General features: G+C 33.8%; 12 protein-coding genes. 1 reads left to right on the forward strand and 11 read right to left on the reverse strand.

Going from position 1 to position 12814, the window contains the following annotated elements; translation table 11 throughout:
• Positions 1-47: 47 nt before the first annotated feature.
• The 8 genes from IJ258_RS03195 to IJ258_RS03230 form a co-directional block, all read right to left on the reverse strand.
• Positions 48-1286 (reverse strand): peptidase U32 family protein, encoded by a 1239-nt coding sequence (locus IJ258_RS03195; protein ID WP_292802807.1) that lies wholly within the window; start codon positions 1284-1286, stop codon positions 48-50.
• A gap of 6 nt (positions 1287-1292) precedes the next feature.
• Positions 1293-2714 (reverse strand): amidophosphoribosyltransferase, encoded by a 1422-nt coding sequence (purF, locus tag IJ258_RS03200; RefSeq protein WP_292802810.1) that lies wholly within the window; start codon positions 2712-2714, stop codon positions 1293-1295.
• A 62-nt stretch (positions 2715-2776) separates the two neighbouring features.
• A complete protein-coding gene (locus IJ258_RS03205) occupies positions 2777-3670 on the reverse strand; it encodes a hypothetical protein (RefSeq protein WP_292802813.1) in 894 nt (297 codons plus the stop codon).
• A gap of 9 nt (positions 3671-3679) precedes the next feature.
• Positions 3680-4648, reverse strand: a complete 969-nt coding sequence (galE, locus tag IJ258_RS03210) for a UDP-glucose 4-epimerase GalE (protein WP_292802816.1) — start codon at positions 4646-4648, stop codon at positions 3680-3682.
• Between the two features lie 10 nt (positions 4649-4658).
• Positions 4659-5837 (reverse strand): NAD(P)/FAD-dependent oxidoreductase, encoded by a 1179-nt coding sequence (locus IJ258_RS03215; protein ID WP_292802819.1) that lies wholly within the window; start codon positions 5835-5837, stop codon positions 4659-4661.
• A gap of 4 nt (positions 5838-5841) precedes the next feature.
• On the reverse strand, positions 5842-6009 hold the full coding sequence (locus tag IJ258_RS03220) for a 4Fe-4S binding protein (protein ID WP_292609466.1): 168 nt from the start codon (positions 6007-6009) through the stop codon (positions 5842-5844).
• Positions 6010-6122: 113 nt separating this feature from the next.
• Positions 6123-6548: a universal stress protein gene (locus IJ258_RS03225; protein ID WP_292802822.1), complete on the reverse strand. Its 426-nt coding sequence runs from the start codon at positions 6546-6548 to the stop codon at positions 6123-6125.
• Positions 6549-6550: 2 nt separating this feature from the next.
• Positions 6551-8257, reverse strand: coding sequence for an ATP-binding cassette domain-containing protein (locus IJ258_RS03230; RefSeq protein ID WP_292802825.1), 1707 nt, complete (start codon positions 8255-8257; stop codon positions 6551-6553).
• An 85-nt stretch (positions 8258-8342) separates the two neighbouring features.
• On the opposite strand from IJ258_RS03230, the gene IJ258_RS03235 reads away from it, so the two are divergent.
• Entirely contained in the window at positions 8343-8639 is a 297-nt protein-coding gene (locus tag IJ258_RS03235; protein ID WP_292802828.1) for a hypothetical protein, read from the forward strand.
• Here IJ258_RS03235 and IJ258_RS03240 read toward each other — a convergent pair.
• From IJ258_RS03240 to IJ258_RS03250, 3 genes are all read right to left on the reverse strand, one after another.
• The gene (locus tag IJ258_RS03240) at positions 8636-9178 is read right to left on the reverse strand and encodes a zinc ribbon domain-containing protein (RefSeq protein ID WP_292802830.1); all 543 of its coding nucleotides are present in this window, start codon (positions 9176-9178) and stop codon (positions 8636-8638) included. The genes IJ258_RS03235 and IJ258_RS03240 overlap by 4 nt on opposite strands.
• Before the next feature lie 100 nt (positions 9179-9278).
• On the reverse strand, positions 9279-11030 hold the full coding sequence (gene uvrC / locus IJ258_RS03245) for an excinuclease ABC subunit UvrC (RefSeq protein WP_292802832.1): 1752 nt from the start codon (positions 11028-11030) through the stop codon (positions 9279-9281).
• A gap of 8 nt (positions 11031-11038) precedes the next feature.
• Positions 11039-12814, reverse strand: a 1776-nt coding sequence (locus IJ258_RS03250; protein WP_292802835.1) for a DUF3320 domain-containing protein, incomplete at its 5' end; no start/stop codon positions are given.

Raw genomic sequence — 12814 nt, forward strand, 5'->3', positions numbered from 1 at the left:
TACATATTAAATTATTAAAAAAATATTTAATAAATCTTTTTGTACTTTTAATCCCTTTCAACTAATTTATAGACAAAATCATTCTCACGTACTTTTTCAGGAATTGTAATGGCAACATTGCATCCCTTTTTAACATTATCAACAGATTCACCATCAATCTGCATGGAATCGATTGTGTGAGTTATTGAGCCTGTGGTCTGGCCTTGAATAATTATCTTATCACCAATCTTCAAATCATCCCATATTCTTATCTCAGCAGCCTTTACCTTATTGTAGTAATTTACAACTTGACCAATGTCCCTTTTAATATATTTTGATTGGTTGTCTTCGCTTGTCTCAAACGGTGTGTTAAAGTAAAAGTTAGTGTCAAATCCACGATTGAACACACTGATCAGTTCTTCCATCCATTCGTCCTTGACATGATAATTCAAAGGGTTCCTAATGTAATCATCAATTGCTTCCCGGTAGATTCCAGTAACCATAGCCCCATAATCGGGACTTCTGGCCCTTCCTTCAATTTTAAATGATGCCACTCCACTTTTCATAAGTTCAGGAATATATTCAATCATGCACATGTCCTTTGGTGAGAAGAAATTAGTTCTGTAGCTTCCATCATCACTGCCAGTGATTATGAAACTTTCATCCTCAACATCCGAAAAGTTAATGACATTATCATCACCTTCCTCATATGTCAGTGTCCAATTTTTACGACATGGCTGAAGGCAATCACCACAATTTGCGCTTCTTCCATACAATCCATAACTTAAAAAGCATCTTCCTGAAATCGCCATGCATATTGCACCATGAACAAAAATTTCAGTTTCAATCGGTGACTTTTGAGTAATTTCAGTAATTTCCCTTAAAGAAAGCTCCCTTGAAAGTATTGCTCTTTTGGCACCTAACTTTTCAAGAGTCTTTAAAGTATAAGAATTTGTCACATTTTCCTGAACGCTAATATGAGCTTCAAGACCATGCGAAACGGTATCCTCAATCAATCCAATGTCTGATAAAATAAGTCCATCAATTTCTGATGATGAAATAGTTTCCAGATTGGCATTTAACTCATCTGCCAATCTTTCATTAAGAATAATATTTGTACATAAATAGGTTTTAGCCCCATAATCTTTAGCAATAGCAGAAACTTTATTCAAATCATCTAAACTGAAATTTTTAGCATTGGCCCTCATATTATAATCATCAAGACCAAAATAAACTGCATCGGCACCATTTTCAAGTACTGCACGCAGTGAAATGAAGTTTCCTGCCGGAGCTAATAATTCAACCATGATTATCTAAGGTTTATAATAAGTTTCAGCTTCAATATCGTCAGGAAGTTCAGTAGGATACTCTTCATTTAAACAGCCCAGACATAAATCTTCTTTAGGCATTCCAATAGCCTTAACAAGTGCAGGTAAAGTAATGTACCCTAAAGTATCAATGTCAAGCTGCTCCTGAATTTCTTCAATACTGTAATTAGCAGCAATCAATTCCTTTTTGGTTGCCATAGCTACACCATAAAAACAAGGTGCCACAACAGGCGGACAACCAACTAAAAAGTGAATTTCAGCAGGTTCCGCTTCTTTAACTAAGTCCAACAATTGCTTAGAAGTGGTTCCTCTGACAATACTGTCATCAATTAAAATAATCTTTTTGCCTTTGATTGCTTCCTTAATAGGATTCAATTTAAGCCTAACCGCCAATTCCCTTTCTTCCTGGGTCGGCATAATGAATGTCCTTCCAACATATCTGTTCTTGATTAAACCTTCACCGTAAGGAATTCCGGAAGCCCTTGAATATCCGATAGCAGCCGGAATTGATGAATCAGGAACAGGAATAACAACATCCGCATCAATAGGATATAATTCATGTAATTGACGACCAATGTTCATTCTTGTCTGATAAACATTAATACCATCGATTGTGCTGTCAGGCCTTGCAAAATAAACATATTCGAACATGCAGTGAGATAATTTACAGTCACCGGCGATATCCAACATATGGGAGTTAATTTCATTATTTTCAAAGTATACGACTTCGCCAGGAACAATGTCTCTAACATATTTAGCATTAATTACATCAAATGCAACAGTTTCGGAAGCTAAAATATAATCATCCCCTCTTTTTGCAACTGCAAGAGGTTTGATACCCATGGGGTCACGAACACCATACAAATCCCCATTAACAAGAATTGTCAATGCATAAGATCCGACAAGTCTTTTGGTAACTGCTTCAATAGATTCAATTATACTTTTATTATTGTCATAATGTTCTTTTTTAAGCATGTAACAGATTACTTCAGAATCGGAATCAGACTTGAAATCATAACCTTGAGATATAAATTCCTCTTTTAACTCACCAGAGTTTACAATATCCCCATTGTGAGCCATTGCAATGAAACCATCATCAAAATCAGTTACAAAAGGCTGTGAATTTTCAAGTTTTGATTGGCCAGTTGTTGAGTATCTTACATGACCAACAGCCATGTTACCCTGTAGATTCTGGATTTCATAGTCTTTAAAAACATCAGTTATCAAACCCATTCCACAGTAATAATTTAAACCTTTTTTCGGATTGAATGTAGCAATTCCTGCTGATTCTTGACCTCTGTGCTGTAAAGCATATAAACAATAATAAACTAATGATGCGACATCCTTAGATTCATCCTTTGAATGATATCCAACAATACCACACTTGTCTTCCATTTCACCTTGCATGTGATAACTCCCAAAATAGTATAATTATAGTTTTGTTAATCTAATATAAAATAATTAATGTTTTAGTCCCAGAAGTTTTCAAAATTGTTTGGAATTTCATAATCCTCTTCAACTTCTGAAGGCTCAGTTTCACTATTTGAATTTAATTCTTTTCTCAAATCATCTTCATTATCATCAACGAATATCAATGCAGTTCTAACAATATTTAACCATTCAATTGCCTTTGCTTTAGACTCTGCAGCAATATAACCCTGACCAACTATAATGTTATCGGGTTTAAACTTGTCTGTAGCAATTACTATTCTTTTTGCATCATTCAAATCCTGATGAAAAGTATCCTGCCACAGTTCATCCAAATTAAAAATTTCCAAGATTTCTTTTGAATAAATATCCTCATAACGTAATTTAAAAGCAGAAAAATCAGATTTTATTTCATCAATATCTTCACGTAATTCCTTATTTTCACGTGTTAAAACTTCTTGTTCCTTTATAACTTGATTATAATCGTCCAACAGATTATTATAGTTATGAGTTACTTTCATTAGCTTATTTTCCAAAGTATGAATATTGATTAAATTTAAAGAATAAGATAAGGTTGATTTAATTATTGAGTTTAAAATTTCTTTTTCAGCAAGCTTAAAGTCTATTGATTCGTCTTCAACAATGATGTTATTATAGTCAAACAAACCAATATGATTAAAATCAGTTTTTAATTCATTGAAAAGAATATTATATGTTTCATCACTTCCATAACCTCCAATAAGCAAAATATCAGCACCATTAGCTACCTTTTTAACAATGCTGAGTTCCACAGTTGGAATGATTGATGAAACAATTATATTATAATCATTTTCAAGTTGAATATTATTGACAGCTTTTGATACAAGCTGTGCAATATCCAAACCGCCCACTATTATACGTACGTCAATTTTTGACTCATGAGCATCTGATTCCATGAAGATTACCTAAATTCCATTGATTTTTTGATGCCATTTCCAAGCAGATTCCACTATTTGCTCCAAATCGTATTGAGGATTCCAACCAAGTTTATTTTTGATTTTTGAAGAATCTGCAATCAACCTTGCAGGATCACCTTCACGGCGTTCATCAACTTTAACTTCAAAGTCCCGTCCTGTGACTTTCTTACACATTTCAATAACTTCACGAACGGAGAATCCCTGACCATTACCTAAATTGAATACATCAGATTCGTTGTTTTCACATAAATATTCATATGCTTTAATATGTGCATCAGCAAGATCATTTACATGAATATAATCCCTGATACAGGTTCCATCAGGAGTATCATAGTCATCACCATAAATATAGATGCAATCACGCTTTCCGATAGCAGCATCCAATATCAAAGGTATTAAATGAGTTTCAGGGTCATGGAATTCACCAATCTGGCCGTCAAAGTCACATCCGGATGCATTAAAATATCTTAATGCAACATAATTGAAGTCTCCTTTTTCAGCTTCTCTTTCAAGAGCTTTTTCAACCAACCATTTGGAGTGTCCATACGGATTGATTGGCTTTAGATTTGAATCTTCAGTAATTGGAATTTGCTCAGGATTTCCATAAACAGCAGCGGTTGATGAGAATATGAATTTATCAACATTATATTCTCTCATTACTTTAAGGAGATTTAAAGTATTTTTATAATTGTTTTTTAAATACATTTGAGGCATTTTAACAGATTCCGCTACTGAAATAAAACCTGCAAAATGAATAACACCATCAATGTCATACTTTTCAAAAACTTCTCTTAAATCACTACTTCCAATGTCATAGTTTTCTAAGTTTCCCCATTTTACGAAATTTTCATAACCTTTTGAAAGGTTATCCAAAACAACTGTGTCATATCCTGCATTATGCAAGGCTTTATTGGTATGGGAACCAATATAACCTGCTCCACCAGTAACTAGAATCATTTAAACACCTTTAGATGAATTTACCTAATTTAAGTAAAGCTTTTGGAGATATTTTGATTAATTTTTTAACAATTTCAGTTGTTGAGATTTTCTCAAAACTTTCTCCTTCAAATTCATGTCCAAGTTCATTTAATTCATCATCATTTAATGTAAGTAAATATTCCTGTACCTTTTTGTATCTTTTGATTTCATGATCAAGCTCTGCATGAGCCATTTCGTCATATTGTTTTAGGAATTTTTTGGAACAGTCTTCTTTGATAGCCTGAGCTGCTACCTGACCTGCACACATTCCTCCTGTCATACCGGAGATGATTCCTCCACCTGTTAATGGATTAACTTGACCTGCAGCATCTCCAACAACCATTATATTGTCATCGTAAAGTTTTTTGGTCATTCCACCAACAGGATCTCCTCCAACATTCATTTCGACCGCTTGAGCATTTTTCAAGTAAGGAGAATTAGCTACAAAATCATCCAAATACTCTTTAGCAGTTTTTTCAGCTTTGTGAGGGAGTACAGCTAAACCGACGTTTGCAATGTCATCCCCTTTAGGGAAAATCCATACGTATCCTCCAGGAGCACAGGAACCTAAATAGAATTCAATAACATTTGGTTTTTCAAATTCAACATTACACATTTCATATTGAATACCTGATTCCATTTCTTTTGCTTTTGCAGCAGGTCTGAGTCCTGCCCATCTTGCAACGTGACCTTCCGGACCGTCAGCAGCGATTAGGATTTTACATTTGTAATCTATTTTTTCTCCCATGCATTCTGTTTCAACAATGTAACCATCATTGATTTTTTCAACACCGGTTACTAAAGTTTTGATTTTAATTTCAGCACCTGCTCTTGCAGCATCCATAGCCATGTGCTTATCGAAAACTTTTCTTTCTAGGATATAACCTGCTTCAGGCAATTTAACTTCATCTTCAGTTAACCATATGTCAGTTCCATCAGGTGTTTGGATTCTGACACCTTCAATTTTACTTGTAACCCAACGAGGAGAAGGTTCAATTCCTAATTTTTCCAATCCTTGGATTGAAACACCTTCAGCACATCTTTTCGGTGCACCAATTTCAGATTTTTTATCCATTAAAATAACTTTTGCTCCGCCTAATGCAGCGTGTTTTGCTGCACTGGATCCTGCAGGTCCTGAACCTACTACAATTACATCAGTTTCAATCATATTATCAGTCCTCTTTTTCTAAAGCGTCAATTGGACATGCTTTGATGCATGTGTCACAATCTTTACAGTCATCGTCATTAAAGACTAAAGCGTATTCTCTTACTTGTATTAAATTTCTTGGACAAACTCCTGCACATTCACCACAGAATGAGCACCAATCTTTAACAATCATAAAAATATCTCCTATAATATAAACAATTTATGTTATGAATAATATAGATTTTTATATTATTTAAAAGTTTAGTTAAAAATAACTAAAAAAAGAATAAAAAAAGGTTTTAAGTATTATTTAACCAATAATACTGGAACATCAGATGTTCTTAAAAGTCTTTCTGAAACAGAACCAATTTGAGTATCAGAGACTTCATTTTCTTCAAAAGATACAAATCTGTTGTTATTAGCACCGTGTGCATGAATAACAACCAAATCTGCACGAGTTTGATTGATTATGAACTTCATATCCCTTAAAGGGTCAGCAGTAAGCAAGTGTTCAGTAACTTCAACACCCACAGAACTTGCCTTTTTTGTGATTTTTGCTAAAATTGCATCACCGGAATCCTCTTCTGAATCATAACTGTTAAATGAAAACTCCTCCAAAACGTGCACTGCAGCTATTTTGGAGTTGAATTTCTGAGCAATTTCGATAGCTACATCAGCTGCCTCATATCCATAATCAGATCCGTCAATGGGAACACAAATCACATCAAACATGCTTATTCACCCTTAAGGTAATCTGCATGACAGAAATCAATGAAATTGTCAACAATTGAATCGATATCTTCACTGTCATCAATTATTTTACCGTCATCCATGAATACTGCCCTATTGGATAGCTCTTTAATGAAGTCAGTATTGTGTGAAATCATAATAATTGTAATTCCATAATCTTTGGAAATTGTTTTTAAAGCATTAGTTACATCCCTTAAAGTAACTGGATCCAAATCACCGAATGGTTCATCTAAAAGTAAGAATTTAGGTCTTGAAATTAAAATTAATGCAAGCATTACACGTACCTTTTGACCACCTGACAATTCATAGGATTTTCTGTGCAGGATATCCATGTCCAAGTCAAGGCTTTCAAAAATATCTGCAACAGCTTCTTTTGTAGCAGTTTCAGGGAATTTAGGGAACAAATCATTTAATATTTCACCATCGAGACCAACTTGCCTTAAACGTTCTTTAGCCTCACTTTCAGGCAAATCAGTTAACAGGTAAAATGAATCCAACAATTCTTCACTAAGTCCCAATTTTTTGGCTCTTGCCTGTGCATCTTTAACAATGTCCTGGTTTTTATACCCAAGTCTAGTGGCCAATTGATTTAGAACTGTCGCATAATGGCTTAATGCAAATTCCTGATGCATGAAACCTAATTTTGAACGAATTTTCATACGATTCATGCCTGGAATATCAATATCTGCCCATGTGTCCTCATCAATCTTGTATAACACTTCACCCTTATCAGGATCGTCCAATCCACCAAGCATTCTTAAAAGCACAGTTTTACCGGCACCACTCGGTCCGATAATACTTAAAATATTTTCCTTTTGGACTTTAAAGTTGATGTCTTCAATCTGAAGCACTTCACCACCAGTCAATAAATAGAATCTTTTGTAAACATCCTTAACATCAATGACATCTTCATCTGTTGAGATGTTTTGGATATCCACAATATCATCCATCCCCTCCATGAATTTGTCACAAATCTCATCAGGTGAGCCTTCATCGGCAATTTCACCATCTTCAAGTAAAATAACCCTATCTGCTAAATATTTTTGGACATCAGGCAAATGAGATACAAGTATTACAGTAATATTTAATTCTTTGTTGATTTTTTTAACTGCATCTAATATTTCTTGCTTTGTTTTAGGGCATGCCATAGTTGCAGGTTCATCAAGAAGCAAAGCTTTAGGTTGTTTGGCGAGCTGTCTTGCCATGATAAGTCTCTGTTTTTCCCCACCACTTAAAACAGATGCGTAATGGTCTGCCTTATGTGTCAGAGAAACAAGTTCCAACAATTCATCAGCTTCAGCGCCAAATTCACTTTCAGCCACTTCAAAATTAGTGTCACCCTCATCAAAGTATCTTCTGGCATATAACTTACGCAAGACATTTTCACGTACTGTATCCGGCCATAATCCAAAAGACCTTTGAAGATGAATTGCAGTTTCCTTTTTTAGATTATTATAGTAAAATTGAGAAGATGTGGATGTAACTTTTACCTTTCCCACTTCAATAGTTCCGCCGTCAATATGTTCAACACCTCTTAAAGCTCTTAAGAGTGTTGTTTTACCTGAACCACTTTTTCCCATGATTCCAAGTATTTCTCCTTCCTTTACTTCGAAACTGACATCATTAAGTGCAGTTACTTTTGTTCCATCATCAAGTTCATAAGCTTTACTTACATTTTCAACTTTTATCATTCTTAATGCCCCTTTATAATAGTACAATTTATATTCGTGAAACTATTTATATTTTTAAAATAATATCTAAAAACAAGTGATAAAAATGGCTAGCGATAACAAAATTCAAGAATATTTAGATACATTAGAAGAAGAAAAAATCATGATTGAAACACATTTTGCCAACATTGAAAGGATTTTAAAAGACAATCCAAAATTAGACCAGCAAAAGGCATTCGGACTACTGAATAACTTTAACACACTAAGTATCCAATATGAGCAATTATGCAATGACATGATTAGCTTCATAAAGATATTCAAGGACAAAGATTCCCAGGAAATCAGATTATATAAAACCGATGAGCTTGTGGAGCTTTTAGAAGAAAAAATCAATCAAATCTAATAATTGTAATGTATTACAATCCTACCATTAGCATCTGTAGTTGAATTTTCAGCTACAACTTCACCATTTCTTATAAGTTGAACGGAAAGTTCCTCTTCACCCCAATCCTGTTTTTGCACATCAAGAGAAACTCTTTCCCATGCAGCGCAATCAAGAGTATAAGTTTTAGAACCATAGTCTGCTTCTTTTATAAGGTAGTTTGGATCACCCATTTCAGCATACCAACTTCCGCTGTATTGAATTTTAACTTTATAAGGATAAGAAGAAGTTTGCAGATGACTCCCATCATCAGTAATAACATTTAACGATTCTTGTTCTGTCGGTTGAGTGTTGTTATATACAAAAGAGAATAATAAAAACATTACAATAACAATTCCCAACACTATTACAATTTTTTTAGCTATGCCCATATTCCAACTACTTTCTCGCCGAACCATATTAATTTTTTTACCATCATCATCGGCAAGAAGATAGGCACAGTTATCACAATATACGGCAGAGGAGGAATTCTCATACCCGCACCGTGGACATTTAACCATATAACATAACCTTTTTATTTCTGTTATAAAAAGATTATTAAAAAACTTGTATTTAAAGTTAATGGAAAATTAGTCTTTTATTGTAAAAAATACTTAGAAGTTAGTGATAATAATTATAGACATTTTCCGCCGTTTTTTGATTTATGCCCTCGGTTTTGTATAACTGCTCCAATGAAGCATTTTTAATATTATCAATACTGCCAAATTCTTTTAAAAGAGCAATCTTCCTTTTTTTGCCTACACCAGCAATATCGTCCAGTGAAGACGCCGAAATATTCTTACTGCGAAGTTTTCTATGATAAGTAATTGCAAATCGATGAGATTCATCCCTAACCTGCTGAAGCAAATACAATGCTTTATTGTTTTTAGGAATAATAATCGGACGTGATGAATTAGGAGTAAATACTTCCTCAAATTCCTTAGCTAATCCAATAATCGGAATATGAGTTAAATTTAATTTCTCAAGCACACCGCAAGCCATACCTAACTGTCCCTTACCTCCATCAATCACTATCAGGTCAGGTTCGGGGTCACGATCAACCATTTTTAATCTGCGAGTCAACAATTCCTCCATCATAGCAAAATCGTTAGGTCCTGGAGTTTCCATTTTGAAATGTTTATACATTTTTTTGTTGGGTTTTCCATCTTTAAACGATACTTTTGAACCTACAGCAAACTTACCGGAAATGTTACTGATATCATATCCCTCGATTACACGAGGCAATTTTTCAAGTTTGAGGTATTTTTTAAGCTCTATCAATCCATCTTCCATTTTTTTCTTCTGATGTTTGATTATTTCCGCATTTTTCTTTGCCATTTTTACAAGTCTTAATTTAACACCTTTTTGAGGAGTTTTAATTTTAACCTTATTTCCTCTTAAATCACTTAACCAATCCTCTAATAACTCTTTATCATCAATATCTTCATCCAAAAGAATCTGTTTTGGAATGTGTCTGTTATAACCATAATATTGTTGAATAAAAGCAAACATGATTTCAGATGATGAATCATATTGTGATGCACTCATCAAAAAGTCGTCACGACCTACAATTTTACCGTTTCTAATAGGCATTATTATTACAACAACCTCATTTTCACCAGGAGCAATGGCTATGACATCCTGGTCCAAGTCATCGTCAACCAAATCCACAAACTGCTTTTCCATTATCTCTTCAATTGAAGAAATTTGATCTCGAATAACTGCAGCTTTTTCAAATTCCTCATTTGCTGCAGCACCCATCATCTCTTTTTTCAGGTTTTTAACTATTGTTGAGTATTTCCCCTGGAAAAACAAATCAATTTTATTTATTATTTCAGCATATTCCTCTTTTGTAATTTTTCCATCACAGGGAGCATAACACAAATCGATTTGAGCATTCAGGCATGGCCCATCCATATTGCGACAGGTTCTTATTTTAAATAATGATTTTAAAAACTTTACAGTTTGCTTTACAGAACCCACATCAGTAAATGGCCCATAATAAATACCATTTTTTGTAACATTTCTTGTAATTACCAATCTTGGAAAATCCTCATTGGTTATTTTAACGTAAGGGTACCTCTTATCATCTTTCAGTTGAACATTATATCTGGGACGATGCTTTTTAATTAAAGTGGCTTCTAAAATCAGTGCTTCCTTTTCAGAATTGGTAACAATATATTCCAAACTATGAAAATGACTCATTAAAATTTGAGTTTTAGGCCTGTCCAGCTTTTCTCTAAAATAAGATTTGACTCTCTTGATAAGGTTTTTTGCCTTTCCAATGTATATGATGGTGTCTGTTTCATCACGCATTATATATACACCAGGCTTACTTGGCAGATTATCGGGAGATTTGACTTTAGTTGACATAACACACTCTATTTAAGTTCAACAATATCATTATCGATTTTAACTCTATTATTTGCAATCATTAAATCAAGAACCCCATTAATTCTTGTTGCTGTCTTTTTGGATGTTGATTTGAATCCAAAATTACGTGAAGTTTCCTTTGCAATTTGTTTTGTTGAGACATTCTGATTGTATGTCAATACAAGTTCTATACTTTTTGCTATCTCTTCATCTGAAATCAAGTCTATATTAGGTTTATTCCTTTTTCTAATGAGTACATTATTATTTGAAGCATCATATAAAAAGTCACCAATTTTAATTATCTTACCTGAGCTTTCTGCATTTTCAATAGCTGAATTAACAGTTTTTTTCAAATTAGCTCCTGCACGTTTGATATTGCAGCTGTCTTTTATTCTTTTTGTGACTTCACTAACATGAATTGGTCCTTCAATATCAACAATCAGTTTAACGGAATCTGCAACATTGTCTATAGGTTTCTTATACAAGTCATCTGAAGAGTTCAAACCAATATCAGATGACTGGACATAATCTACAATGTTATCTTCAAGTTTCTTTTTGCCAGGAAGCTTATGATTGTCAAATGCTTTAAGTTGATTGTCCTGCCTGAATCTTTCTTTTTCAATTTCTTTATAATCTTCATTTGCAGATTGGATGATATCCTCTAAAGCTTGATCTTTTAGCTCTTCTCTTCTGTGTTGTTCATGAACTGGAACTATCACATTTTCATCACTTTGGATTTCTTTTTTAAGAGCATCCATTTTCATTTCCCTTTCTATTCTGATTTCCTCTTTTTCGGCAAATGTCAATTCTTCCTCTTTTTCTATAATTTTATCAGAATCATCATCACTTGGCATATTTAAATAGTCTGCAGGATTATATTCCTCAGTCCTGTCAACTACAGAGACATAGTCGATTTTTGTTGGATTTTCTATTTCTTTTAAGGACTTGTTGATATATTTCATATCCTTTTTGATTCCTTTGATAGATTCCTTGACTGAACGTGGCTTTTCTTCTTCATAGTAGAAATTGTTTTTTCTGAGTTTGCTTGTCACATCATTTGAACCCTTATAATAAGTAACCCCATCATCCGGTATAGGTTCCTGAGTAACTTTTTTATCAACTTCTCCAACCATTGCATCATTTTGAATAAAGTCTTCATTATCTTCAATAGAATTGATTTCAACTTCATTATTTGAATCGTTATTTTGTGATTCTTGAACTAAATCATCATCCTCTAAATCAAATACTTTCTTATCCCCATCAATCTCAACATCATCAAATGTTTCATCCAAGTAATCATTTTTGGCATCATCAACAATATTTAACACATCGTCATCATCATTATCCCAGTCAGGCAGATTATCATTGAAGATGTTTAATTCCTCATCATAGTCATCAAATTCATCATCACCAATGATTTCAGCTTCAACAACCAAATCATCCTTTGGAGCAGGTTTATGCAACGGTTCCTCATCATCATCAATGAATTCACCCTTAACTGTTTTGACTTCCTGAGGTTCCAACCTAGTTTCACCACCTACAACATCTGAAATGATGGACTTGACAAAATTGGTTCTTTTGGATTTTTGATAAACTGAAGACTCTTCTGCAATATCAGAAACATTATCTTGGCTATCAGAACCTGAATCCTCCTCCTGACTGTGATCAACATAAATATAATCATCATCAGAACCCAAATCAACCCTAGGCTCATCAGCATCCTCATCCAAACCTGAATCATCATGACTATGGTCAACATAAATATAATCATCATCAGAACCCAA

Origin of the sequence: Methanobrevibacter sp. (assembly GCF_017468685.1) — an archaeon.
Classification (GTDB): Archaea; Methanobacteriota; Methanobacteria; order Methanobacteriales; family Methanobacteriaceae; genus Methanocatella.

What these genes read in the sequence shown, in the direction of transcription:
- IJ258_RS03240 (WP_292802830.1), bottom strand. Translation starts at nt 9,178, where the DNA reads ATGGTTAAATGTCCACGGTGCGGGTATGAGAATTCCTCCTCTGCCGTA.
- IJ258_RS03225 (WP_292802822.1), bottom strand. Translation starts at nt 6,548, where the DNA reads ATGTTTGATGTGATTTGTGTTCCCATTGACGGATCTGATTATGGATAT.
- IJ258_RS03205 (WP_292802813.1), bottom strand. Translation starts at nt 3,670, where the DNA reads ATGGAATCAGATGCTCATGAGTCAAAAATTGACGTACGTATAATAGTG.
- IJ258_RS03230 (WP_292802825.1), bottom strand. Translation starts at nt 8,257, where the DNA reads ATGATAAAAGTTGAAAATGTAAGTAAAGCTTATGAACTTGATGATGGA.
- IJ258_RS03235 (WP_292802828.1), top strand. Translation starts at nt 8,343, where the DNA reads ATGGCTAGCGATAACAAAATTCAAGAATATTTAGATACATTAGAAGAA.
- IJ258_RS03215 (WP_292802819.1), bottom strand. Translation starts at nt 5,837, where the DNA reads ATGATTGAAACTGATGTAATTGTAGTAGGTTCAGGACCTGCAGGATCC.
- uvrC (WP_292802832.1), bottom strand. Translation starts at nt 11,030, where the DNA reads ATGTCAACTAAAGTCAAATCTCCCGATAATCTGCCAAGTAAGCCTGGT.
- IJ258_RS03220 (WP_292609466.1), bottom strand. Translation starts at nt 6,009, where the DNA reads ATGATTGTTAAAGATTGGTGCTCATTCTGTGGTGAATGTGCAGGAGTT.
- IJ258_RS03195 (WP_292802807.1), bottom strand. Translation starts at nt 1,286, where the DNA reads ATGGTTGAATTATTAGCTCCGGCAGGAAACTTCATTTCACTGCGTGCA.
- purF (WP_292802810.1), bottom strand. Translation starts at nt 2,714, where the DNA reads ATGCAAGGTGAAATGGAAGACAAGTGTGGTATTGTTGGATATCATTCA.
- galE (WP_292802816.1), bottom strand. Translation starts at nt 4,648, where the DNA reads ATGATTCTAGTTACTGGTGGAGCAGGTTATATTGGTTCCCATACCAAT.